The organism is Streptomyces sp. NPDC013187, assembly GCF_042899705.1.
In the GTDB taxonomy this organism is placed as follows: Bacteria; Actinomycetota; Actinomycetes; order Streptomycetales; family Streptomycetaceae; genus Streptomyces; species Streptomyces hawaiiensis_A.
In genome coordinates this window covers 103,526-127,006 of record NZ_JBIBAF010000007.1, presented here as the reverse complement: position 1 = coordinate 127,006, position 23,481 = coordinate 103,526, and the positions used below count along the sequence as shown (strand labels likewise).

At 71.2% G+C, this 23,481-nt stretch carries 22 protein-coding genes; 9 read left to right on the top strand and 13 right to left on the bottom strand.

Annotated elements, in window-relative coordinates:
* Nucleotides 1–70: 70 nt before the first annotated feature.
* The 8 genes from hisF to hisD are packed head-to-tail and all read right to left on the bottom strand — an operon-like array spanning nt 71 to nt 5,795.
* Nucleotides 71–826 (bottom strand): imidazole glycerol phosphate synthase subunit HisF, encoded by a 756-nt coding sequence (hisF, locus tag ACFY5B_RS16220; RefSeq protein WP_389969398.1) that lies wholly within the window; start codon nt 824–826, stop codon nt 71–73.
* 13 nt (nt 827–839) lie between these two features.
* Nucleotides 840–1,241 carry a RidA family protein gene (locus ACFY5B_RS16215; RefSeq protein WP_344457040.1) on the bottom strand — a complete coding sequence of 134 codons (402 nt, stop codon included), beginning with the start codon at nt 1,239–1,241 and terminating at the stop codon, nt 840–842.
* Nucleotides 1,238–1,963: a bifunctional 1-(5-phosphoribosyl)-5-((5-phosphoribosylamino)methylideneamino)imidazole-4-carboxamide isomerase/phosphoribosylanthranilate isomerase PriA gene (gene priA / locus ACFY5B_RS16210; protein ID WP_389969396.1), complete on the bottom strand. Its 726-nt coding sequence runs from the start codon at nt 1,961–1,963 to the stop codon at nt 1,238–1,240. The genes ACFY5B_RS16215 and priA overlap by 4 nt, the downstream gene beginning before the upstream one ends.
* Complete coding sequence (gene hisH, locus ACFY5B_RS16205) at nt 1,960–2,601, bottom strand: imidazole glycerol phosphate synthase subunit HisH (protein WP_389969930.1); 642 nt, start codon at nt 2,599–2,601, stop codon at nt 1,960–1,962. Before hisH ends, priA begins: the two co-directional genes overlap by 4 nt.
* Before the next feature lie 8 nt (nt 2,602–2,609).
* Nucleotides 2,610–2,774 (bottom strand): hypothetical protein, encoded by a 165-nt coding sequence (locus ACFY5B_RS16200; protein ID WP_003989585.1) that lies wholly within the window; start codon nt 2,772–2,774, stop codon nt 2,610–2,612.
* The gene (hisB, locus tag ACFY5B_RS16195) at nt 2,771–3,364 is read right to left on the bottom strand and encodes an imidazoleglycerol-phosphate dehydratase HisB (protein WP_031107372.1); all 594 of its coding nucleotides are present in this window, start codon (nt 3,362–3,364) and stop codon (nt 2,771–2,773) included. Before hisB ends, ACFY5B_RS16200 begins: the two co-directional genes overlap by 4 nt.
* Nucleotides 3,361–4,473, bottom strand: coding sequence for a histidinol-phosphate transaminase (locus ACFY5B_RS16190; protein ID WP_389969393.1), 1,113 nt, complete (start codon nt 4,471–4,473; stop codon nt 3,361–3,363). The genes hisB and ACFY5B_RS16190 overlap by 4 nt, the downstream gene beginning before the upstream one ends.
* Nucleotides 4,470–5,795 (bottom strand): histidinol dehydrogenase, encoded by a 1,326-nt coding sequence (hisD, locus tag ACFY5B_RS16185; RefSeq protein WP_389969391.1) that lies wholly within the window; start codon nt 5,793–5,795, stop codon nt 4,470–4,472. The genes ACFY5B_RS16190 and hisD overlap by 4 nt, the downstream gene beginning before the upstream one ends.
* 177 nt (nt 5,796–5,972) lie before the next feature.
* Between hisD and ACFY5B_RS16180 the strand changes: the two genes are divergently transcribed.
* The 4 genes from ACFY5B_RS16180 (at nt 5,973) to ybaK (ending at nt 9,972) form a co-directional block, all read left to right on the top strand.
* Nucleotides 5,973–7,550 carry an oxidoreductase gene (locus ACFY5B_RS16180; protein ID WP_389969389.1) on the top strand — a complete coding sequence of 526 codons (1,578 nt, stop codon included), beginning with the start codon at nt 5,973–5,975 and terminating at the stop codon, nt 7,548–7,550.
* Nucleotides 7,551–7,671: 121 nt separating this feature from the next.
* The gene (locus ACFY5B_RS16175) at nt 7,672–8,712 is read left to right on the top strand and encodes a hypothetical protein (RefSeq protein ID WP_389969387.1); all 1,041 of its coding nucleotides are present in this window, start codon (nt 7,672–7,674) and stop codon (nt 8,710–8,712) included.
* 11 nt (nt 8,713–8,723) lie between these two features.
* Nucleotides 8,724–9,464: an LON peptidase substrate-binding domain-containing protein gene (locus ACFY5B_RS16170; protein ID WP_351632358.1), complete on the top strand. Its 741-nt coding sequence runs from the start codon at nt 8,724–8,726 to the stop codon at nt 9,462–9,464.
* A gap of 10 nt (nt 9,465–9,474) precedes the next feature.
* Nucleotides 9,475–9,972, top strand: a complete 498-nt coding sequence (ybaK, locus tag ACFY5B_RS16165; protein WP_389969386.1) for a Cys-tRNA(Pro) deacylase — start codon at nt 9,475–9,477, stop codon at nt 9,970–9,972.
* Nucleotides 9,973–10,327: 355 nt separating this feature from the next.
* Here the strand turns inward: ybaK and ACFY5B_RS16160 are convergent, their stop codons facing one another.
* The 4 genes from ACFY5B_RS16160 to ACFY5B_RS16145 all read right to left on the bottom strand — a co-directional run bounded on the left by ACFY5B_RS16160 (nt 10,328) and on the right by ACFY5B_RS16145 (nt 14,317).
* The gene (locus ACFY5B_RS16160) at nt 10,328–11,026 is read right to left on the bottom strand and encodes an AAA family ATPase (protein ID WP_389969384.1); all 699 of its coding nucleotides are present in this window, start codon (nt 11,024–11,026) and stop codon (nt 10,328–10,330) included.
* Nucleotides 11,027–11,082: 56 nt separating this feature from the next.
* The gene (locus tag ACFY5B_RS16155; protein WP_344457061.1) at nt 11,083–11,904 is read right to left on the bottom strand and encodes an ABC transporter permease; all 822 of its coding nucleotides are present in this window, start codon (nt 11,902–11,904) and stop codon (nt 11,083–11,085) included.
* A 103-nt stretch (nt 11,905–12,007) separates the two neighbouring features.
* The gene (locus ACFY5B_RS16150) at nt 12,008–12,982 is read right to left on the bottom strand and encodes an ABC transporter ATP-binding protein (RefSeq protein ID WP_389969381.1); all 975 of its coding nucleotides are present in this window, start codon (nt 12,980–12,982) and stop codon (nt 12,008–12,010) included.
* A gap of 123 nt (nt 12,983–13,105) precedes the next feature.
* Nucleotides 13,106–14,317, bottom strand: coding sequence for an NYN domain-containing protein (locus tag ACFY5B_RS16145; protein WP_389969379.1), 1,212 nt, complete (start codon nt 14,315–14,317; stop codon nt 13,106–13,108).
* A 221-nt stretch (nt 14,318–14,538) separates the two neighbouring features.
* On the opposite strand from ACFY5B_RS16145, the gene ACFY5B_RS16140 reads away from it, so the two are divergent.
* Entirely contained in the window at nt 14,539–14,703 is a 165-nt protein-coding gene (locus tag ACFY5B_RS16140) for a hypothetical protein (protein ID WP_167526560.1), read from the top strand.
* 137 nt (nt 14,704–14,840) lie between these two features.
* Here the strand turns inward: ACFY5B_RS16140 and dnaE are convergent, their stop codons facing one another.
* The gene (gene dnaE, locus ACFY5B_RS16135) at nt 14,841–18,380 is read right to left on the bottom strand and encodes a DNA polymerase III subunit alpha (protein ID WP_389969377.1); all 3,540 of its coding nucleotides are present in this window, start codon (nt 18,378–18,380) and stop codon (nt 14,841–14,843) included.
* A gap of 218 nt (nt 18,381–18,598) precedes the next feature.
* Between dnaE and ACFY5B_RS16130 the strand changes: the two genes are divergently transcribed.
* The 4 genes from ACFY5B_RS16130 to ACFY5B_RS16115 all read left to right on the top strand — a co-directional run bounded on the left by ACFY5B_RS16130 (nt 18,599) and on the right by ACFY5B_RS16115 (nt 23,477).
* A complete protein-coding gene (locus tag ACFY5B_RS16130) occupies nt 18,599–19,939 on the top strand; it encodes a DUF2252 domain-containing protein (protein ID WP_389969375.1) in 1,341 nt (446 codons plus the stop codon).
* A 103-nt stretch (nt 19,940–20,042) separates the two neighbouring features.
* Nucleotides 20,043–20,738, top strand: a complete 696-nt coding sequence (locus ACFY5B_RS16125) for a hypothetical protein (protein WP_389969928.1) — start codon at nt 20,043–20,045, stop codon at nt 20,736–20,738.
* A gap of 157 nt (nt 20,739–20,895) precedes the next feature.
* A complete protein-coding gene (locus ACFY5B_RS16120) occupies nt 20,896–21,714 on the top strand; it encodes a thioredoxin domain-containing protein (RefSeq protein ID WP_388245603.1) in 819 nt (272 codons plus the stop codon).
* A gap of 92 nt (nt 21,715–21,806) precedes the next feature.
* Entirely contained in the window at nt 21,807–23,477 is a 1,671-nt protein-coding gene (locus ACFY5B_RS16115) for an alkaline phosphatase D family protein (protein WP_389969373.1), read from the top strand.
* Nucleotides 23,478–23,481 lie beyond the last annotated feature (4 nt).

Genomic DNA, 23,481 nt, shown 5'->3' with positions numbered 1-23,481 from the left:
GGAACTGAGCGGGTATGCCGGAGCCCCGGTCGCAGCACGCGGCCGGGGCTCTGGGCGGTCGGGGCCGACGTCACCGCACCAGGTGGCCCGCCTCCCGCAGCGTCTCCTTGACCTGGCCGATCCGCAGGTCCCCGAAGTGGAACACCGACGCGGCCAGGACCGCGTCCGCGCCGGCCTCGACGGCCGGGGGGAAGTCGCCCAGCCGGCCCGCGCCGCCCGAGGCGATGACGGGGACGGTGACGTGCTTGCGGACGGCCCGGATCATCTCCAGGTCGTAGCCGTCCTTGGTGCCGTCCGCGTCCATCGAGTTGAGCAGGATCTCGCCCGCGCCCAGTTCCGCGGCCCGGTGAGCCCATTCGACGGCGTCGAGGCCGGCGGAGCGGCGGCCGCCGTGGGTGGTCACCTCGAAGGAGCCCGAGTCGGTGCGGCGGGCGTCCACCGACAGGACCAGGACCTGACGGCCGAAGCGCTCGGCGATCTCGCGGATGAGCTCCGGGCGGGCGATGGCGGCGGTGTTGAGGCCGACCTTGTCCGCTCCCGCCCGCAGCAGCTTGTCCACGTCCTCGGCGGTGCGGACGCCGCCGCCGACCGTGAGCGGGATGAACACCTGCTCGGCCGTGCGGCGCACGACGTCGTAGGTGGTCTCGCGGTTGCCCGACGAGGCGGTGATGTCCAGGAACGTCAGCTCGTCGGCGCCCTCGGCGTCATACACCTTGGCCATCTCGACCGGGTCGCCCGCGTCGCGCAGGTTCTGGAAGTTGACGCCCTTGACGACCCGGCCGTTGTCCACGTCCAGGCAGGGGATGACTCGGACCGCCAGGGTCATGAATCGTGCTCCTCTAGTGTTCTTCCGAGGGTGTCCCTCTGAATGCTTCCACTTCCACCGACACCAGGACCCGGGAGTCGATGAAGCCCTGCACGATCAGCAGGGTCGTGACCGGGCGTACGGCGTCGAACAGTTCCTTGTGCGCCCGGCCCACGGCGTCGACGTCCCGGGCGTGTGCCAGATACACCCGGGTGCGGATCACGGACTCGGGTGCGAGCCCGAGCTCGCCGAGCGCCTCCAGGGCGGTGGTGAACGCCACCTTGGCCTGCTCGTACGGGTCGCCCTCGCCGTAGAGCACGTCGCCCTTGAAGGCGGTCGTGCCCGCGACCAGCACACGGTCGCCCGCCTCGACGGCGCGTGCAAAGCCGACGGACTCTTCCCAGGGACTTCCGCTCTGCACACGCCGCACGGTCATGACGACACAGCCTCCAAGGCCTCTTCAAGGGTGAACGCCTTCGCGTACAGCGCCTTCCCGACGATGGCACCTTCGACACCGAGCGGGACGAGGTCGGCGATGGCCCGCAGGTCGTCGAGCGAGGAGACGCCGCCGGAGGCCACGACCGGGCGGTCGGTGACGGCGCACACGTTGCGCAGCAGTTCCAGGTTCGGGCCCTGGAGCGTGCCGTCCTTGGCGATGTCGGTGACGACGTACCGCGCGCAGCCCTGCTTGTCGAGGCGCTCCAGCGTCTCGTAGAGGTCGCCGCCGTCGCGGGTCCAGCCGCGGCCGCGCAGGGTCGTGCCGCGGACGTCGAGACCGACGGCGATCTTGTCGCCGTGCTGGGCGATGATCTTGGCGACCCACTCCGGCGTCTCCAGGGCGGCCGTGCCCAGGTTGACGCGCCTGCAGCCGGTGGCGAGGGCGGCGGCGAGGGTGTCGTCGTCGCGGATGCCGCCGGACAGCTCCACCTTGATGTCCATGGCCCCGGCGACCTCGGCGATCAGCTCGCGGTTGTCGCCGGTGCCGAACGCGGCGTCCAGGTCGACCAGGTGCAGCCATTCGGCGCCGGAGCGCTGCCAGGCGAGGGCGGCCTCCAGCGGGGAGCCGTAGGAGGTCTCCGAGCCGGACTCGCCGTGCACCAGACGGACGGCCTGGCCGTCACGGACGTCGACGGCGGGGAGGAGTTCGAGCTTGCTCACAGTGTTCCGATCCAGTTGGTGAGGAGCTGGGCTCCGGCGTCGCCGGACTTCTCGGGGTGGAACTGCGTGGCCCACAGGGCGCCGTTCTCGACGGCCGCGACGAACGGCTTGCCGTGCGTGGACCAGGTGACCTTGGGGGCCTCGATCGTCGGGTTGTGCGTCTCCAGCGACCAGTCGTGGACGGCGTAGGAGTGCACGAAGTAGAAGCGGGCGTCCGCGTCGAGGCCGGCGAACAGCTGCGAACCGGGCGCCGCCTCCACGGTGTTCCAGCCCATGTGGGGCACGACGTCGGCCTGGAGCGGCTCGACCGAGCCGGGCCACTCGTCGAGGCCCTCGCTCTCCACGCCGTGCTCGATGCCGCGTGCGAAGAGGATCTGCATGCCGACGCAGATGCCCATGACCGGGCGGCCGCCGGACAGCCGGCGGTCGACGATCCAGTCGCCGCGCGCCTCGCGCAGGCCCGTCATGCAGGAGGCGAACGCGCCGACGCCGGGCACCAGCAGGCCGTCGGCGTTCATGGCCTTGTCGTAGTCACGCGTGATCTCGACGTCGGCTCCCGCGCGCGCGAGGGCGCGTTCGGCGGAGCGGACGTTGCCGAAGCCGTAGTCGAAGACGACGACCTTCTTCGGCGTCTTCAGGGGGCTGCTCAATTCCACACCTCCAGCCTCACGACACCGGCCGCCAGGCACATCGCCGCGCCGATGGACAGCAGCACGATGAGGCCCTTGGGCATCTTCTGCTTGACGAAGGAGTAGATCCCGCCGACGAGGAACAGACCGACGACGATCAGCAGGGTCGAGGTGCCGTTCACAGGGCGCCCTTCGTGGAGGGGAGGATGCCGGCCGCGCGCGGGTCACGCTCGGACGCGTAGCGCAGGGCCCTGGCGAGCGCCTTGAACTGGCACTCCACGATGTGGTGCGCGTTGCGCCCGTAGGGCACGTGCACGTGCAGCGCGATCTGCGCCTGGGCCACGAAGGACTCCAGGATGTGCCGGGTCATGGTGGTGTCGTACTCGCCGATCATCGGCGCCATCTTCTCGGGCTCGGTGTGCACGAGGTAGGGGCGGCCGGACAGGTCGACGGTGACCTGGGCGAGGGACTCGTCCAGCGGGACCGTGCAGTTGCCGAAGCGGTAGATGCCGACCTTGTCGCCGAGGGCCTGCTTGAAGGCGGCGCCGAGGGCGAGGGCGGTGTCCTCGATGGTGTGGTGCGAGTCGATGTGCAGGTCGCCCTCGGTCTTCACGGTGAGGTCGAACAGACCGTGGCGGCCGAGCTGGTCGAGCATGTGGTCGTAGAAGCCGACGCCGGTCTTGATGTCGGTCTTGCCGGTGCCGTCGAGGTCGATCTCGACGAGGACCGAGGTCTCCTTGGTCACCCGCTCTGTGCGGCCTACGCGGCTCATGCGCTCTGCTCCTTCTTCAGTTCACGTACCGCGTCGAGGAACGCGTCGTTCTCTTCGGGGGTTCCGGCGGTGACCCTCAGCCAGCCGGGCACGCCGTTGTCCCGGACCAGGACGCCCCGGTCGAGGATCTTCCGCCAGGTCTCGTGGGAGTCCTCGAACCGGCCGAACTGTACGAAGTTCGCGTCCGACGCGGTCACCTCGTAGCCGATTGCGAGCAGTTCGGTGACCAGGCGGTCCCGTTCGGTCTTGAGCTGCTCGACATAGCCCAGCAGGGTGCCGGTGTGCTCCAGGGCGGCCAGGGCGGTCGCCTGGGTGACGGCCGACAGGTGGTAGGGCAGCCGGACCAGCTGGACGGCGTCGACGACGGCCGGGTGCGCCGCGAGGTAGCCCAGGCGCAGGCCCGCCGCGCCGAACGCCTTCGACATGGTGCGGGAGACGACGAGGTTCGGGCGGCCCTCGATCAGCGGCAGCAGCGAGTCGCCGTGGCTGAACTCGATGTACGCCTCGTCGACGACCACCATCGAGGGCTTCGCCGCCTGTGCGGCCTCGTACAGCGCGAGGACCGTCTCGGGCGGGACGGCGGTGCCCGTGGGGTTGTTGGGGGTGGTGATGAAGACGACGTCCGGCCGGTTCTCGGCGATGGCCTTCTCGGCGGCGGCGAGGTCGATCGTGAAGTCCTCGTTGCGGGGGCCGGAGATCCAGCCGGTGCCCGTCCCTCGCGAGATGAGGCCGTGCATCGAGTACGACGGCTCGAAGCCGATGGCGGTGCGGCCCGGGCCGCCGAAGGTCTGGAGCAGCTGCTGGATGACCTCGTTGGAGCCGTTGGCCGCCCAGACGTTGGCGAGGCCGACCTCGTGGCCGGAGGTGTCGGTGAGGTACTCGGCCAGCCGCGTGCGCAGCTCGACCGCGTCCCTGTCGGGGTAGCGGTTGAGGTTCCTGGCGGCTTCCCGGACCCGCTCGGTGATGCGTTCGACCAGCGGCTCGGGCAGCGGGTAGGGGTTCTCGTTGGTGTTCAGCCGTACGGGGACGTCCAGCTGGGGCGCGCCGTAGGGGGACTTGCCGCGCAGCTCGTCCCGTACGGGGAGATCGTCGATGCGTACGTCGCTCACTTGCCCTGGGGAACCTTCCAGTCGAACCTCGCCTTGATCGCCGCGCCGTGCGCGGGCAGGTCCTCCGCCTCCGCCAGCGTCACCACGTGGTGCGCGACCTCGGCCAGCGCGTCCCGCGTGTAGTCGACGATGTGGATGCCGCGCAGGAAGGACTGGACGGACAGGCCCGAGGAGTGGCAGGCACAGCCGCCGGTGGGCAGGACGTGGTTGGAGCCGGCCGCGTAGTCGCCGAGGGAGACCGGGGCCCAGGGGCCGATGAAGATCGCGCCGGCGTTGCGGACGCGGTCGGCCACGGCGGCGGCGTCGGCCGTCTGGATCTCCAGGTGCTCGGCGCCGTACGCGTCGACCACCTTGAGGCCTTCGTCGACGCCGTCGACCAGCACGATCGCGGACTGCCTGCCCGACAGGGCCGGGACGATCCGGTCGTCGACGTGCTTGGAGGCGGCGACCTGCGGCTCCAGTTCCTTCTCGACCGCGTCGGCGAGTTCGACGGAGTCGGTGACGAGGACGGCGGCGGCCAGCGGATCGTGCTCTGCCTGGCTGATCAGGTCGGAGGCGACGTGCACCGGGTCGGCCGTGTCGTCGGCGAGGACCGCGATCTCGGTCGGGCCGGCCTCGGCGTCGATGCCGATCCTGCCGGTGAAGTAGCGCTTGGCGGCGGCGACCCAGATGTTGCCGGGGCCGGTGACCATGTTGGCGGGCGCGCAGGACTCGGTGCCGTAGGCGAACATGGCGACGGCCGTGGCGCCGCCGGCGGCGTACACCTCGTCGACGCCGAGCAGCGCGCAGGCGGCGAGGATCGTCGGGTGCGGCAGGCCGCCGAAGTCGGCCTGGGCGGGCGAGGCGAGCGCGACGGACCCGACGCCGGCCTCCTGCGCGGGCACCACGTTCATGATCACGGAGGACGGGTACACGGACCGGCCGCCGGGCGCGTAGAGCCCGACGCGGTCCACCGGCACCCACTTCTCGGTCACGGTCCCGCCGGGCACGACCTGGGTGGTGTGGGTCTCGCGGCGCTGCGCGCGGTGGACGGTCCGGGCGCGGCGGATGGATTCCTCCAGGGCCGCGCGCACGGCCGGGTCGAGCTCCTCCAGCGCGCGGGTGAGCGCGGCGGCGGGCACGCGCACCTGGTCGAGCCTGACCCCGTCGAACCGCTCGGCGGCGTCGATCAGCGCCGCGTCGCCCCGATGATGCACGTCCTCGCAGATCGGACGCACCTTCTCCAGGGCGGCCGCAACGTCGAAGTCGGCTCGGGGCAGCAGGTCGCGCAGGGCGGGGCCCTCGACGAGGGCGTCGCCGCGCAGATCGATTCGGGAGATCACGTGCTCAATTCTCTCAGACCCGGGTGAGGCGTCGTTCGCGCGTATCAATGGCTGATACAGAACGGCGCAGGAAGCCGGGACATCACCCTCACGTGGTGTGTTCGGGGGGTCACGCAGCGGGCATGAACAGGTGTACGACGAAGTGACCGGCGAGTACCCGGGGAGGAAGGAAGCGCTGTGACCGAGGGGGCCGGCGTGCGTGCCGGGGAGCTGCCCGAGGACCTGACCGCGGCCGAGGCCGGCATGTGGCAGGCCTTTCGCAACGGCACCGTGTACGACCTGAGCAGCGGTGACACCGTGGTGGACGATCCGCACGGCGGCCACCCCTGGGGCTCGGAGCGGACCGTGCGGGCCCGGATCGTGTGCTGGCTGCTGCTCGACGGCCCGCCCGCGCTGGCCGGGCGCGTGTCGTCGCTGAAGCTGATGGGCGTGCAGATCAGCGGCTCACTGGACCTCGCGGGGGGCACGGTGGTGCCGTACGTGGAGATGCGCCGGTGCCGTTTCGAGCAGGACGTGCTGCTGCCGGAGGCCCGCTTCACGACCCTGCGGATGGTGGACTGCTCGGTGCCCCGGCTGGAGGCGGCCCGGGTGCACACCGAGGGCGATCTGCATCTGCCGCGCTGCCGTTTCCACCACGGCATCCGGCTCACGGACGCGCAGATCGGCACGGACCTGATGCTCAACCAGGCGATCGTGCACCGGGACCACAGCGGCCGGTCGATCGCCGCGGACGGCATGACCGTCGGCCAGGACTTACAGGCCGAGCTGCTGGCGTCGCACGGCGAGCTGAGCCTGCGCGCCGCCACCGTCGGCGTCTCCCTGAGCCTGCGCGGGGCGCGCCTGTCCAACCCCTACGAGCGGCTCGCGCTGAACGCCCCGCAGCTGACCGTCGAGCGCAGCCTCTATCTGACGCCGGCGGGGGTCGGGGCCCAGGCGATGAGCGGGATGACCCCGGCGCAGGGGACGCGGATCCAGCGCTTCGCCTGCGAGGGCGGCATCCGGCTGGACGACGGCCGGTTCGGCGACGCCGTCGACTTCGAGCGGGCCCGGTTCACCCTCACGGACGACCAGGAGCTGTCGCTGCGCCGGGTGCAGACGCCGGAGCTGCGGTTCCTCGGGGAGCAGCCGGTGCGTGGGCGGGTGGTGCTGTCCGGCGCGAAGGTCGTCAACCTGATGGACCGGGCGGACGCCTGGCCGGGCCCGGGACGGTTGCACATGGGCGGCTTCGCCTACGAGAACCTGGTGCCGCGCGGGCCGTTCCCCCTGGCCGAGCGGCTGGACTGGGTGGCCGCGGCGACCGCCGAGTACAACCCGGAGCCGTACGAGCGTCTCGCGTCCGTGCTGCGGGCCGGCGGGGAGGACGAGGACGCCCGGGAGGTGCTGCTCGCCAAGCAGCGCCGACACCGCGAGAGCCTGCCGATGGCGGCCAAGCTGTGGGGCTACGCGCAGGACTGGACGGTCGCCTACGGATACCGGCCGGGCCGGGCCGCGGTGTGGATGGCGGTGCTGTGGGCGGCGGGCTCCCTCGCCTTCGCACAGGCCGGCCATCCGCCGATGAAGCGGGGCGAGCATCCGGAGTGGAACCCCACGCTCTTCACCCTCGATCTGCTGCTGCCGGTCATCGACCTGGGCCAGGTGGGCTTCTGGCAGCTGCGGGGGGCCTGGCAGTGGCTGGCGACGGCGATGATCCTGCTGGGCTGGATCCTGGCGACCACGGTGGCCGCGGGGGCGACGCGGCTGTTGCGCCGCAACTGATGGTGCTGGTGTGACCACAGTTATTGAACTGTCACGGTTTTACGCTCTCTTGACCATCGGATGTACAACTTTCCGTAGGTTCCATGAACAGTCTGGCGCCGTCATGACCTGCCGACTTTCAATGGTCGGCACGATGGCAATGCAGCTCCCGTTCATCCGTGCGAGCCGGATGGCAAGGACATCCCCCCACCTCGTCGGCGAGCCGTGCGCCGACGACGAGGTGCTGCTCGACGCGCCCGACGCCCGGCTGAGTCCGGCGCTGGTCGCCGCCGCCCGGGGTGAGCACGGGCCGGCAGCGACCCTGCTCTTCGCCACCCGCGCGTCCGCCGAGTGGGAGCGGCGCGACCGGTACGTGACCCGGCTGGCCGCGTTCGCCCACTCGCGGCCGGAGTGGCTGGACGCCTGGCTCGCCATCGCCCCGCAGGATCCCGACGCGCTGCTGGTCGGGGCCCAGCTGGCGGTGGACCGTGCCTGGCGGTCACCGGCCCGGGCCGAGCTGCTGCGCGAGGTGAGCCCGCTGATCACGGCGGCCGCCCGGAGCGACCAGCGGGACCCCGTGCCGTGGCGGCTCGCGCTCGACCACGCCCGGGGCGCACAGGCCGGACACACGTACTTCGAGGAGCTCTGGGCGGCGGCCGTACGCCGAGCCCCGCACCACTACGGCTGCCATGTGGCGGCCCTGCGCTACCTGGCCACCTACTGGCACGGCTCGCACCACGAGTGCTTCGACTTCGCCGACCGGGCCGCCCAGGACGCTCCCGCCGACGCGCTCGTCCAGTCCCTGCCGCTGCGGGCGGCGTTCGGCTACCTCACCGACCGGTGCGGGCCCGAGGTGCCGCGCGAGCGACTGGACGCGGCGGCCGACCGGGCGATCGCGCTGTCACCGCTGCTGCCGGCGGCCGACCCCTGGCCGGCCCGGATGCGCAACCTGCTGATCTTCGTCCTGGCACGCCTGGAACGCTGGCCCGACGCCGCCGAACAGCTGCGCATGAACGGCCCGTACGCCACCTCCTTCCCCTGGGACCGGGTGTCGGACGACCCGCTCGGTCACTTCCTGCGGGTACGCGAGGACGTCCTGGCCGGGGCGGCAGGGGCGGCCGTAAGCCGGTCCGGGCATCCACGGAGTGAACGGGGCGGACGAGTCCGTCCCGGCGACCATTAGGCTTTTGCGTCGTGACCACCGTCCGGCTCCCCCTCTTCCCCCTGAACTCGGTGCTGTTCCCGGGGCTCGTGCTCCCGCTCAACGTCTTCGAGGAGCGGTATCGCGCCATGATGCGCGAACTGCTGAAGACGCCCGAGGACGAGCCGCGCCGGTTCGCCGTCGTGGCGATCCGCGACGGCCACGAGGTGGCCCCGAGCGCGCCCGGCATGCCCGACCCGACGGCCCTGCCCGAGCGGGGACCGGCGGCCGGTTTCGGCACGGACCCGGTGAAGGCGTTCCACAAGGTGGGCTGCATCGCGGACGCGGCGACGATCCGGGAGCGCACCGACGGTTCCTTCGAGGTGCTGGCGACCGGCACGACCCGGGTGAAGCTGCTGTCGGTGGAGGCGTCCGGGCCCTTCCTGACGGCCGAGCTGGAGCCGCTGGAGGAGGAACCGGGAGACGAGGCCGCGCCCTTGGCGGAGGGGGTGCTGCGGTCGTTCCGCCAGTACCAGAAGCGGCTGGCCGGGGCGCGGGAGCGGTCCCTTGCCACGGGGGCCGACCTGCCGGACGAGCCGGGCGTGGTGTCGTACCTCGTGGCGGCCGCCATGATGCTGGACACCCCGACCAAACAGCGCCTGCTCCAGTCCCCGGACACCGCGTCCCGCCTGCGCGACGAGCTGAAACTCCTTCGCTCCGAGACGGCGATCATCCGTAGTCTGCCGTCGTTGCCGGCGTCGGAGCTGACGCGCGGCCCGATGAGCCTCAACTGAGCGGATCGGCATGGCGAAGAAGTCGAAGAAACAGCAGCCGGGCGGCACTCCCGCGACGGTGGCCCTCACGGCGGCGGGCGCGGCCTACACGGTCCACTCCTACGACCACGACCCCGCGCACCCCTCCTACGGCGAGGAGGCGGCCGAGGCCATGGGCGTCTCCCCCGACCGCGTCTTCAAGACCCTGGTCGCGGACGTCGACGGCACCCTGACGGTCGCGGTGGTCCCGGTGGCGGGCCAACTGGACCTGAAGGCCCTGGCGGCGGCCGTGGGCGGCAAGCGCGCGGCGATGGCCGACCCGGCCCTGGCGGAGCGCACGACGGGCTACGTCCGCGGCGGCATCTCCCCCCTGGGCCAGCGCAAGAAGCTGCCGACGGTCCTCGACGCCTCGGCGTCGGCACACGCGACGATCTGCGTGTCGGCGGGCAGGAGGGGCCTGGAGGTCGAACTCACCCTGGAGGACCTGCAGAAGCTGACCGAGGCGGTACTGGCCCCTATCGGCCGGTAGCGGCGGACGGTGGCGGCGTCCATCGGCGATCGGGGCATCCCGACGGCCGCCGACGACAGGCGCCCCCGGCACGACGGGCCTCAGCGGCGACCGGCTCCGACGTCCGTCGGCCCTTGACGGCAAGCCCACCCGCCGGCAGCCGACCCCGGCACCCATGGGCCTCAGCGACGACCGGCTCCGACGCCCGTCGGGCCTTGACGGCAAGCCCACCCGCCGGCAGCCGACCCCGGCACCCATGGGCCTCAGCGGCGACCGGCTCCGGCGCCCGTCGGCCCTTGACGGCAAGCCCACCCACCGGCAGCCGACCCCGGCACCCATCGGCCATCGGCGGCTCGGCGGCCTCCGGTCCCGGCGTCTATCGCTCGTTGCCCGCGGGCGGTTGCGGATACGGGCCGGACGGGAACTCCGGCTCCGGGTCGCGGGGGCCGAACAGCGCCATGAGCCCGAGGTGCAGCACCAGTGCGGCCAGCGGCCACGCCAGGAGTGCTCCCTTCGCGCCCAGCTTCAGCGGCGCGTCGAAGGTCACGCCCCGCCCGGCCTCCCGCGCGTGCGCGATCACGTCCTCGGCGGGGCCGAGCCACACGCCGAGCCGCCAGGCGAGCAGTGACCCGAGCAGCCCTCCGAGGGCCAGCCCCACCACCAGGGGCACTCCCCCGCGCCGCCGCAGCAGGAAGACGACCACCGCGCTGACCGCCCCGAAGGCCAGCCCGAGCAGCGTGAACGTGCCGTCGACGCCGATCGCCTGCTCCCCCTCGGTGTCCTTGAGGAAGACGACCCAGTTCTTCTCCACCACGTCGCCGACCAGCGGCACGTGCGGCGCGAGCCACCACCACAGCACTCCGAGCAGCACCCCGCCGAGCGCCACGGCCACGGCGATCACCGCGGCCTCCCGCAGTTCCGTCTTCATCCCGGGGCCGTCCTGTCCGTACCAGCCGGGGCCGGCGTACTCGGCGTGCTGGGATCCGGGCGCCACGGGCCCGGCGTCCGGCGGCTGCCACGAACCCTGTGCGGAGTGTCCATGCGGCGGCGGGGGCGGAGTCAGTGGTGCGGTCACCCTGCCATCGTGCCAGGCCCGCCTGCGTGCCGCGTCACCGGACGACTCCTCCGTGCTCAACGGACGGCCGCCCTGCGGTACGCCCAGGTCGCCACGGCCAGCGAGACGACGCCCACGGCCCCGCACACCGCGAGGTCCCCGAGCACGAAGGCCCAGTCGGGATGCGGCCCGAACGTGCGCGCGAAGGCCTCCACGCCGTACGTCGACGGCAGCAGGTCCCGCGCGAAGCGCACGACCTCCGGCATCCGGTCCGCCGGCAGCACGCCCAGCAGCAGCGCCGCCGACATGCCCAGCTGCCCGAGCAGCGTGGCCAGTTCCGGCCGGGGCGCGAGCAGGCCCAGCGCCGCGCCGAGCCCGGCGAGCGCGGCGCCCGCGAGCGGGATCACGGCCATGAGGACCCACAGATGGGCCATCGGCAGCCCGAACAGCACACAGCCGAACACCGCGGTCACGACGGTCCCCGGCACGGTGAACGACGCGTACGCCCCCGCCGCACCCAGCACCACCGCCGCCGGCGGCACGGGCAGCGTCGCGTAGTGGTCGAGCCCACCGCTGGCCCGCAGCTGCCCGAAGTACTGCGCGAGCAGGTTCAGCGCGACGAAGGCGACCACCAGGACCGACGACCCGGCGACGACGGCCTGCGCCTCCGCCCCGTCGTCCACGACCCCGCGCATCAGGATCATGATCCCGACCGACTGGAAGGTCGCCACGAACAGCAGCGGGATCCGCGCCACCCTCGCCCGGGAGAGCTGGGCCCGGTACACGGCCGCCAGCGACGGCCACAGCCGCGCCCGGGGCCCGAGCTCGGCCGCGCCCGCGGCGGGCCTCTCAGCGGCCAGGGCACTGCCCGGCAGGACATCGGCGGGTACGACACTCACGTCGCGCTGCTCCCCTTCGCTCGGGTCCACTGCGGCAGTCGCCTGTTCGGTACGGATCCGACGGCCGCTGTGCTCACGGTCCGCGCGTCCGGCGCCCTGGTGTTCACACCTTCACCAGCCCCTGCTGCACGGCACCGCCGAGGGCGAGGTACACGTCCTCCAGGCTCGGCGTGGCCAGGGTGAAGTCGTCCAGGGCGGCGAACGCGGCCCCGCCGGTGACGGTCGCGACGACCGCCCGGGCCTCCTCGGGCCCGAGCCGGAGCGTCCAGCGGCGGCCCGACTCCACGACACGGTCCTTCAGCGCGGCCACCTCGGGCACGTGCAGTGGAGCCGCGTCCCGCCACACCAGGTCGACGCGCACCTCACCGGCGACCTGCTCCTTCAGCCCGGCGGGGGTGTCACAGGCGATCACCCGCCCCCGGTCGAGGACGGCCACCCGGTCCAGCACCGTCTCGGCCTCGATGACGTTGTGCGTCACGAGCAGCACGGTCGTCCCGCGTTCGGCCCTGCGCCGGTCGACGGCGGACCACACGGCCCGCCGCGCCACCGGGTCCATGCCGGTGGTCGGCTCGTCGAGCACCAGCAGCGGCCGCTCCCCCACCAGCGCCGCCGCGAAGCACGCCAGACGCCGCTGGCCCCCGGAGAGCTTCTTCAGCGGCCGTCCGGCGAGCGGCGTGAGGCCCAGCTCGTCGAGGACGGCGTCCCGCTCGGCCCGCGCCTGCCGTACGTCCAGGCCGCGCAGCCGCCCTGTGGTCTCGGCGGCGAGCGACACGGTCAGCTCGTCGAGGGCGGTCGACTCCTGCCCGAGGTAGGCGAGGATCCGCGCGGCCCGCTCGGGGTGGCGCACGATGTCGTGGCCGAGGATCTCCACACCGCCGCGGTCGGGGCGCATCAGCCCGGTGAGCTGGCGCACGAGGGTGGACTTGCCGGCGCCGTTCGGACCGAGCAGGCCGAAGATCTCCCCGCGGCGGATGTCCAGCGTCACGTCGTCCGTGGCCCGGACCTCGGGCGCTGCGGGAGTGCCGCGCCGGGCCCGGACCGCCGGATAGGTCTTGGTCAGCCCGCGCACCGCGCACACGACGTCACCATCGTGCCGAAATGCCTGTGCCGCGCGCTTACTCACAAGGGACGAGACTACGGGGTCGGCGACCCCGGTCCGCTCTCGGGTCGGTCCGTACCGGGAAATCCGTCGGCAAAGAACTCAGGCCTCGACGGGCGGGTGCTCCACGCCCGTGCGCACGCTGATCTCCCGCCAGAAACCGGCCCGGATGGCGTACCGGTCCCGCTCGTCGATCTGGTCGTCCTTGTGGGCGAGCAGGCCGAAGCGGGCCGCGTAGCGCAGCAGCTCCCCGTCGACGCGGTGCGGGATGCGGGGGTACATCCCGGACAGTTTCGGCAGGTGGGTCTGGTCGCCGAGGCGCTCCACCCAGCGCCGGGCGAAGACCTGCCCCACCTCGAAGGGGTCACCGCCGACGGTGGTGATGTCCTCCTCGCGGTCGGCCCAGCGCTGCTCGGCCGTGGTCAGCTGGGCGAGCGTCGGCATCGAGGCGGCCTCGGGGGGCTCGGCCGTGGGCCGGTCGACCCAGCCCTTGTCGGAGGACCACCGGAGGGTGGCGGAGGCGGGCTGCTGGGCGGGCTGGGCGCCGGGGGCGCGCAGGGCGGCCAGGTCTTTGGGCGTGGGAACGCCTTTGGGGGCGGGCACCCGCTCCTCGGAGCCGTTCCGCCCGGGGCCGTCCTCCTGGTGCCGGGGCTGTGGGGCGGACCTGTCGGGCGCGGTGCCGAGCGCGGATTCGGGCAGCGGCGCGGAGAGAATGGCGGCGATCTCGGGCCGGGGCGCGGGCTGCGGCGCGCACACCCCGGTGACGTCCTTGGCGCGGACGGCCTTGGTGATCCACGTACGGTCCAGCACGCGCCGCTCGTCGGCTTCGGCGACCAGGTCCTCGGACTGGTTGTAGTCGCCGTCGGCGGCCTGGACGGCCCACAGGTGGACGGCGACGCCGTGCTCCTTGGCGGCCATCATGCCGGGCAGCAGATCGCCGTCGCCGGTGACGAGGACGACGTCGGAGCAGGCGCGGTTGCGGGCCAGTTCGGTGAGCTCGGCGTGCATCGCCGCGTCCACGCCCTTCTGCGCCCAGCGGCCGTCGCTGCGGGTCAGGGCGCCGAGCCGGACGGTGACCCGGGGCATCACGCGCAGCCTGCGGTGCTCGGGCTGCGGGACGCGGTCGGGGGCGCCGTCGAACCAGTAGATGCGCAGCAGCGGCTGCTGGGTGTCGGATTCGGCGCGCTCACGCAGCCCCTGGATGAGGGCGGTGTGGTCGACGGTGATGCGGGACCGCGAGGGCTCCCCGGCGAGGAGACTCGCCGCGGCTCCCAGCAGATACCCAGCGTCCACCAGGACGATGCAGCGGTCCACGCGACTCACCCTCTTCCCAGGAGGTTTGCTTCGGGCTCGCTTCGAGTCTGCCCGACGGCGCGGAGGTTAACGGCCGGAACTCGATCTTCGGCGTGGCGTTTCCGGACCTCCGGCCCCGACCACCCCTGTCACGCACGGTAATTGTCCGACATGCGATCGTTGTCGGCCTGTGTGAATCTGGTCCCGGCCCTGGCCCCTAGTCCCCCACAGGAGGCATCACCATGGCCAAGAACAAGAACCGTGACCGTAAGCAGCAGCGTCCGACCGAGCGTGGCCAGCGGGCCGACCGCAGCCCCGCCTCGCAGACGGAGCCCCAGCCCGAGGTCGAGGCGACCCCCGGCGAGATGGCGTCGGCCAAGCGAAAGCGCAGCTTCGGCCACAACTGACGCCTGTGTGACGGGGTGTTGAGCCCACGCACATGCACGAGGGGCGTACCCGGTTCCGGGTACGCCCCTCAAGCGCATCAAGAGCCCCGCCTCACCCGGCCGCGCAGGACGGTCTCACCGGGCGAGGCAGGACGGCCTCACCCCGCCAGGCAGGACGGTCCGAGCAGCACCTTCAGGTCACCGAAGAGCGCCGGATCCGGCTTCACCCTGTGCCGGTCCAGCCGCAGCACGGTCGTCTTGGTCGGTCCCTGGAGTTTGATCCGGACCTCGCTGTCGCCCTTGTGGTGGCTGAGGACCTCGCCGAGGCGGCTGACCAGCGGCGGGGTGACGCGGGTGGCCGGGATGGTGAGGACCACGGGTGCGTTGGTGCCCGCGTTCGACAGGTCCGGGATCATCAGCTCCATCGCCACGAGCCGCGGGATGTCCTCGCGCTTGTCGAGGCGGCCCTTGACGAACACCACGGCGTCCTCGACGAGTTGCGTCGAGACGAGCTGGTAGGTCGCGGGGAAGAACATGCACTCGATCGAACCGGCGAGGTCCTCGACGGTGGCGATGGCCCAGGCGTTGCCCTGCTTGGTCATCTTGCGCTGCAGGCCGGAGATGATGCCGCCGATGGTGACCACGGAACCGTCGGAATAGTCGCCGCCGGTCAACTGGGAGATGCCCGCGTCCGCCTTGTCGGACAGGATGTGCTCCAGGCCGAACAGCGGGTGGTCGGAGACGTACAGACCGAGCATCTCCCGCTCCTGGGCGAGCAGATAGGTCTTGTCCCACTCGTCGGGCGAGAACTCCACGTCGAGTCCGAAGCCCGGTTCGCTGGTCTCGGCCTCGCCCATGCCGCCGAAGAGGTCGAACTGCCCCTCGGCCTCCTTGCGCTTGACCGCGACCACGTTGTCGATCATCGGTTCGTAGTGCGCGGTGAGGCCCTTGCGGGTGTGGCCCATCGCGTCGAAGGCGCCGGCCTTGATCAGCGATTCGGTGGTGCGCTTGTTGCAGACCACCGCCTCCACCTTGTCGAGGTAGTCCGGGAAGGAGACGTACTTCCCCTTGGACGTGCGGCACCTGATGATCGACTCGACCACGTTCGTGCCGACGTTGCGCACGGCGGAGAGGCCGAAGAGGATCACGTCGTCGCCCTGGGCCGCGAAGTTGGACATCGACTCGTTGACGTCCGGCGGGAGGACCTTGATGCCCATGCGCCGGCACTCGTTGAGGTAGACGGCCGACTTGTCCTTGTCGTCCTTCACGGACGTGAGCAGCGCGGCCATGTACTCGGCGGGGTGGTTCGCCTTGAGGTACGCCGTCCAGTAGGAGACGAGTCCGTACGCGGCGGAGTGCGCCTTGTTGAACGCGTAGCCGGCGAAGGGGACAAGCACGTCCCACAGGGCCTGGATGGCTTCGTCGCTGAAGCCCTTCTTGCGGGCGCCCTCCTGGAAGAGGACGAAGTTCTTCGCCAGTTCCTCGGGCTTCTTCTTGCCCATCACGCGGCGGAGGATGTCGGCCTCGCCGAGCGAGTAGCCGGCGATGATCTGGGCGGCCTTCTGCACCTGCTCCTGGTAGACGATCAGGCCGTAGGTGACGTCCAGGACCTCCTTGAGGGGCTCTTCGAGCTCCTTGTGGATGGGCGTGATGTCCTGCTGGCCGTTCTTGCGCAGCGCGTAGTTGGTGTGGGAGTTCATGCCCATCGGCCCCGGGCGGTACAGGGCCGACACGGCGGAGATGTCTTCGAAGTTGTCCGGCTTCATCAGCCGGAGCAGGGAGCGCATGGGGCCGCCGTCGAACTGGAAGACTCCGAGGGTGTCGCCGCGCTGGAGCAGTTCGAAGGTCGTGGGGTCGTCGAGCGGGAGGCTCAGGAGATCGATGTCGATCCCCTTGTTGGACTTCACCATCTTGACGGCGTCGTCCATGATCGTCAGGTTGCGCAGGCCGAGGAAGTCCATCTTCAGCAGGCCGAGCGACTCACAGCTCGGGTAGTCCCACTGGGTGATGGTGACCTTGTCCGTGTGCCTGACCCAGACGGGCACGTGGTCGGTGATGGTCTCGCTGGACATGATCACGCCGGCGGCGTGCACGCCCATCTGCCGGACCAGGCCCTCGACGCCCTTGGCGGTGTCGATGACCTTCTTCACGTCCGGCTCGTTCTCGTACATCGCCCGGATCTCGCCCGCCTCCGAGTAGCGGGGGTGCTCGGGGTTGGTGATGCCGTCGAGGTTGATGCCCTTGCCGAGGACGTCGGCGGGCATGGCCTTGGTGAGGCGGTCACCCATCGCGTACGGGTAGCCCAGCACGCGCGCGGAGTCCTTGATCGCGTTCTTGGCCTTGATGGTGCCGTACGTGCCGATCATGGCGACCTTGTCGGCGCCGTACTTCTCCGTCACGTAGCGGATCACCTCGACGCGCCGGCGCTCGTCGAAGTCGATGTCGACATCGGGCATGGAGATGCGCTCGGGGTTGAGGAACCGCTCGAAGATCAGGCCGTGCGGGATGGGGTCGAGGTCGGTGATGCCGAGGGCGTAGGCGACGATCGAGCCGGCCGCGGAGCCTCGGCCGGGGCCGACCGCGATGCCCTGCTTCTTGGCCCACATGATGAAGTCGGCGACCACGAGGAAGTAGCCCGGGAAGCCCATCGAGATGATGGTGTCCATCTCGTACTCGACCTGCTTCATGCGGTCGTCCGGGATGCCGTCCGGGAAGCGGCGGTGCATGCCGCGCAGGGTCTCCTCGCGGAACCAGCTGACCTCGGTGTACCCCTCGGGGATGTCGAACTTGGGCATGAGGTCGCGCTTCTGGAACATGCCCGTGGTGTCGACCATCTCGGCGATGAGCCGGGTGTTGGCGCAGCCCTCCTGCCAGGCGTCCGAGGAGTCGATGGCGTACATCTCGTCGGTGGACTTCAGGTAGTAGCCGGTGCCGTCGAACCGGAAGCGGTCGGGGTCGGACAGGTTCTTGCCGGTCTGGATGCACAGCAGCGCGTCGTGGGCGCTCGCCTCGTGCGCGTACGTGTAGTGCGAGTCGTTGGTGACCAGCGGGGGGATGCCGAGCTTCTTGGCGATCTCCAGGAGGCCGTCGCGGACCCGGTGCTCGATCTCGATCCCGTGGTCCATCAGCTCCAGGAAGTAGCGGTCCTTGCCGAAGATGTCCTGGTAGTCGGCGGCGGCCTTCAGGGCCTCGTCGAAGTGGCCGAGGCGCAGCCGGGTCTGGACCTCGCCGGAGGGGCAGCCGGTGGAGGCGACGATCCCCTCGGACCACTGGGCGATGGTCTCCTTGTCCATCCGGGGCCACTTCTGCAGCCAGCCCTCGGCGTACGCGTCGGAGGAGAGCCGGAAGAGGTTGTGCAGGCCGGTGCTGTTCACGGCCCACATCGTCTTGTGGGTGTAACCACCGGAACCAGAGACGTCGTCCCGCTTCTGGTGCGGCTGGCCCCACTGGATCTTGCGCTTGTTGCGCCGGGACTCGGGCGCGACATACGCCTCGATCCCGATGATCGGGGTGACTCCGGCCTTCTGCGCGGAATGGAAGAAGTCGTACGCCCCGTGCAGGTTGCCGTGGTCGGACATGGCGATGTGCGTCATGCCCATCTCGTTGCACGCGTTGAACATGTCCTTCAGCCGCGCGGCACCGTCCAGCAGCGAGTACTGGGTGTGGACGTGCAGGTGCGTGAACGGCGGCTTTGACACGGCTGCGGCCTCCAGAGGAAACATACGACACATGGGGCCCGGCAGGCTGCGGACAGTCTGGGGGACAGCGTCGAAGTCTATGCCTCGGCACTGACACCTCGAGGGCTGACCCGCGTACCTTCGTGCGAGGGTTCGCGGGCACTCCCACGGACCGCCGCACGTTAGGCTTCAGGGCGGACCTGCCGCCCTGACACGCATGCACCAGGAGGCACCCAGCGATGTCGTTCCCGCAGCTCGACGGCGAGCACCGCGGTGAGGAGATCCTCGCCGTCTTCGACACCGCCTTCGGCGAACTCCTGGCCGCCGACCCGGCCGCGTTCCGCGTGAAGTTCCGGAAGATGGCGGCCTCGGCCTTCGCGTTCTACCGGGGCACGGCCGGCCTGTTCTACCACGACCTCACCGAATCTGATCAGTTCGGGTCGAAGCGGGGCGGGCCGTACCTGGACGAGCGCACCTCGCGCGTGTGGATCCACGGCGACCTGCACGCGGAGAACTTCGGCACGTACATGGACGCCAACGGCCGCCTGATCTTCAACGTCAACGACTTCGACGAGGCCTACGTCGGCCCCTTCACCTGGGACCTGAAGCGTTTGGCCGCCTCCATCGCGCTGATCGGGTACGCGAAGGCGCTCAGCGACGAGCAGATCTCGGAGCTGGTGACCATCTACGCGGTCGCCTACCGCGAGCGGATCCACGCCCTGGCGACGGGGGCGAAGAGCGACGAGGTGCCGCCGTTCACGCTGGACACGGCGCAGGGCCCGCTGCTGGACGCGCTGCGTGACGCTCGCTCGCTGACCCGCTTCGGCCTGCTGGACTCGATGACGGAGATCCGCGACTTCGAACGCCGCTTCGCCGCGGGAGGCGGTTCCGTCGAGCTGGACGCGGCCACGCGCTACAAGGTGCTCGCCGCCTTCGACGGCTACCTGGAGACGCTGCCGGACAGCTCGCTGACCCGCCCCGACTCCTACCGCGTGAAGGACGTCGTCGGCCGGCGCGGCATCGGCATCGGCTCGGCGGGGCTGCCGTCGTACAACATCCTGCTGGAGGGGCACAGCGACGCCCTGGAGAACGATGTCGTGATCTACATCAAGCAGGCCCAGACCCCGGCGGTCTCCCGGCACGTCACGGACCGGGCGATCCGCGACTACTTCCAGCACGAGGGGCACCGCACGGTCATCTCCCAGCGCGCCCTCCAGGCGCACGCCGACCCGTGGCTGGGCTGGACCGAGCTGGACGGCGCGGGCCAGCTGGTCGCCGAGGTCTCGCCGTACGCGGTCGACCTCGACTGGGGCGACATCGACGACCCGGAGGAGATCGCCCAGGTGGTGGCCGACCTCGGCCGGGCGACGGCCACGATGCACGCGGCGGCGGACGACCAGTCCGGCGAGTCCCTGGTGCCGTTCTCCACGGAGCGGGCCATCGACGCGGCGATCGCGGCCGACGAGGAGGGTTTCGCACCCCTGCTGGTCGACTTCGCGCACAGCTACGGCGCCCGCGCGCGTGCCGACCACCAGACCTTCGTGGACCTGTTCCGCAATGGACGGATCCCGGGCCTGTAGCGGCTCCGGCGGCGGCCCGGACGTCGGTCCTTGGCCGACGGCTCACTCACAGGCATCCTTTAGGGGTCCCTTACCGTCCCCCATGACAGACTCTCCTCTCGCTATGGACATATCCGGGATCCAGCTCAGAGCCGTACGCGCGGCGCTGTTCACGGCCGTGGTCGTGACGCTCAGCACCGCGTCGCACGTGCTGCTGTCCGGGGCCCCGCTGCCGGTGAGCACGGTGGCCGCGGTCGCCGCCGCCGTGTTCGCGATCGCGTTCGCCCTGGCGGGCCGCGAGCGCTCCTTCGGGAGGATCGCGGGCCTGCTGATCCCGCTGGAACTGGCCGCCGACACGGTGTTCACCACCGGGCAGCACGCCTGTTACGGCCGGGCGGGCGGCCCGATCGCCGGTCCCCTGCGCTCGGTCGGCCTGGACGTGCTCTGCGGCGGCGAGGTCGGCACGCCCCTGGCCAGGATGGCCGGGGCCACCGGCACCGACCGGCTCGCCGCCGCGGTCGCCCATGCCGACCCGGCCACCGCCTGGCTGCTGCTCGGCGCGCACATCGGCGTCGGGCTTCTCGCCGCCGTCTGGCTGCGCCGCGGCGAGCGGGCCCTGGCCCAGCTGCTGCGGGCGGTGACGGCGACCACGTTCCGGCCGCTGCTGCTGGCGGTCGCCGCGGTCGCGGTGGAGCGGACCCCGGCCGGGCGGCGTCTGCCGGCGCGTGCCGCCGACCGCACGCCCACCGCCCGCGACCGGATCCTCGCGTACTCCCTGGGACGGCGTGGACCGCCCTGCTCACCCGCCTTCGCGCATTGAGAAGGCACCTGCCTTCGCGTAAGGCACTCGCCTTCGCGTAAGGCGCCCGCCGTCGCGGGCGGCACCTTCGCCGCACTGCGGCACTTTCGAGCACCGGCAGTCCCCCCTACGTATCCCGCACACACAGGTGTGCGCGTCCCCTACGGAGAACATCACCATGAGCAAGCGCAACAGCCAGTCGGCGAAGACGGCGGCCCGCGAGCGGCTGCGCGTCGAGCGTGAGCGCGAGGCCAAGCGGGCGAAGACGAAGCGGCAGGTCATCGTCGCCTGCTCGATCGTCGGCGTCCTGGCGATAGCCGGCGGCATCGGCTACGCCGTCGTCCAGGCCAACAAGCCCACCCACTGGGAGGCGGTCAAGGACGAGAAGGTCGTCACGCCGGCCAACACCACGGGCACCGACGGCACCACGGTCGTCATCGGCAAGGACTCGGCGAAGAAGACGCTGAAGATCTACGAGGACCCGCGCTGTCCCGTGTGCGCCCAGTTCGAGCAGACCGTCGGCCCGACCGTGAAGAAGGACATCGACGACGGCAAGTTCAAGATGCAGTTCATCGGCGCCACCTTCATCGACAACAAGGACAACGGCGAGGGCTCCAAGAACGCGCTGAGCGCCCTGGGCGCCGCGCTGAACGTGAGCGACACGGCGTTCCTCGACTACAAGGCCGCGCTGTACTCGGCGAAGTACCACCCGGAGGAGACGACCGACAAGTTCAAGGACGACAGCTACCTCATCAAGGTCGCGAACACCGTCCCCGAGCTGAAGGACAACAAGAAGTTCCAGGACGCTGTCGAGAAGGGCACGTACGACGCCTGGGCGATGGCCATGTCCAAGACCTTCGACGACAACAAGGACGGCGTGCAGGGCACCCCGGGCTTCGTCATGGACGGCAAGCAGCTCACCGCCGACAGCCAGGGCACACCGCTGATGACGGTGGCCGACTTCAACCGGGTCGTGGGCGAGGCCCTCAAGAAGTGACGGCTGGTCAGGGACCGGTCGGCATGTGAAGAGCGGGCGAACTTCCGGAGTTCGCCCGCTCCGGCCCATACCGACCAGTAACCTGATCGGTCGTGACCAGTCGATACAGATCATCGAATACGTCAGAGGGCATCAACTCCCTCACCCCGCGCCGCCGTACGGTCGTCAAGGCCGCGGCGGCGACCGCTGTCCTGGCCGGCCCGCTGGCGGCGACCCTGCCCGCGCGCGCCGTCGACCAGGCGCCCGCCTTCCTGCACGGCGTCGCCTCCGGTGACCCGCTGCCGGACGGCGTCCTGCTGTGGACCCGCGTCACGCCGGTGCCCGAGGCGATACCCGGCTCCGGAGTCGGCCCGGACACCGAGGTGAACTGGGTCGTCGCCGCGGACAAGGCGTTCACCACCGTCGTCGCCAAGGGCACCACCACCGCCACGGCCGCCTCCGACCACACCGTGAAGGCCGACATCCGCGGCCTCGAGCCGGGCACCGACTACTGGTTCCGCTTCTCCGCCGGTGGCACCGACTCCCCCACCGCGCGCACCCGCACCGCCCCCGCGCACGACGCGGCCGTGACGGGCCTGCGCTTCGGCGTCGTCTCCTGCGCCAACTGGGAGGCCGGCTACTTCTCCCCCTACCGGCACCTCGCGGCCCGCGGCGACCTGGACGCCTGGCTGCATCTGGGCGACTACATCTACGAGTACGGCACCGGTGAGTACGGCACCCGCGGCAAGGTCGTCCGCCCGCACGCCCCGGCCCACGAGATCGTCACGCTCGCCGACTACCGCATCCGGCACGCGCGCTACAAGACCGACCCGGACCTCCAGGCGCTGCACGCCACGGCCCCGGTCGTCGCGATCTGGGACGACCACGAGTTCGCCAATGACGCCTTCGCGGGCGGCGCGGAGAACCACACGGAGGGCGCCGAGGGCACCTGGTCCGCCCGTCAGGCCGCCGCCAAGCAGGCCTACTTCGAGTGGATGCCGGTGCGCCCGGCGATCGCGGGCACCACCTACCGCCGACTGCGCTTCGGCAAACTGGCCGACCTCTCGCTGCTGGACCTGCGCTCCTTCCGCTCGCAGCAGGTGAAGGTCGGCAACGGCGAGGTCGACGACCCGGACCGCACGCTCACCGGCCGCGCCCAGCTCGACTGGCTCAAGGCGGGGCTGACGTCCTCCGACACCACCTGGCGCCTGGTCGGCAACTCGGTGATGATCTCGCCGTTCGCCATCGGCTCGCTCTCCGCCGACCTGCTGAAGCCGCTGGCCAAGCTGCTGGGCCTGCCCCAGGAGGGCCTCGCCCTCAACACCGACCAGTGGGACGGCTACACCGACGACCGCCGCGAGATCCTGGCGCATCTGCGGACGAACGCGATCCGCAACACGGTCTTCCTCACCGGCGACATCCACATGGCCTGGGCCAACGACGTGCCGGTGGACGCCGGGACGTATCCGCTGTCCCCGTCGGCCGCCACGGAGTTCGTCGTCACGTCGGTCACCTCCGACAACCTCGACGACATCGTGAAGGTCCCGGAGGGCACGGTCTCCGCGGTCGCCGCGCCGGTCATCCGCGCCGCCAACCGCCATGTCCACTGGGTCGACACCGACCGGCACGGCTTCGGCGTCCTGGACATCACGGCCGAGCGCGCGCAGATGGACTTCTACGTCATCTCCGACCGCGCGAAGCGCGACGCGACGGCCAAGTGGTCCCGCTCGTACCGCACCCGCAGCGGCACGCAGAAGGTCGAGCGCACCTACGACCCGGTGTAACCGC

Bases quoted from the DNA above. Each gene is read 5' to 3' on its own strand.
- hisF (WP_389969398.1), bottom strand. From the start codon at position 826: ATGACCCTGGCGGTCCGAGTCATCCCCTGCCTGGACGTGGACAACGGC.
- ACFY5B_RS16175 (WP_389969387.1), top strand. From the start codon at position 7,672: ATGGTCGGCACGATGGCAATGCAGCTCCCGTTCATCCGTGCGAGCCGG.
- ACFY5B_RS16125 (WP_389969928.1), top strand. From the start codon at position 20,043: ATGGACATATCCGGGATCCAGCTCAGAGCCGTACGCGCGGCGCTGTTC.
- ACFY5B_RS16215 (WP_344457040.1), bottom strand. From the start codon at position 1,241: ATGACCGTGCGGCGTGTGCAGAGCGGAAGTCCCTGGGAAGAGTCCGTC.
- ACFY5B_RS16130 (WP_389969375.1), top strand. From the start codon at position 18,599: ATGTCGTTCCCGCAGCTCGACGGCGAGCACCGCGGTGAGGAGATCCTC.
- ybaK (WP_389969386.1), top strand. From the start codon at position 9,475: ATGGCGAAGAAGTCGAAGAAACAGCAGCCGGGCGGCACTCCCGCGACG.
- ACFY5B_RS16120 (WP_388245603.1), top strand. From the start codon at position 20,896: ATGAGCAAGCGCAACAGCCAGTCGGCGAAGACGGCGGCCCGCGAGCGG.
- ACFY5B_RS16140 (WP_167526560.1), top strand. From the start codon at position 14,539: ATGGCCAAGAACAAGAACCGTGACCGTAAGCAGCAGCGTCCGACCGAG.
- hisB (WP_031107372.1), bottom strand. From the start codon at position 3,364: ATGAGCCGCGTAGGCCGCACAGAGCGGGTGACCAAGGAGACCTCGGTC.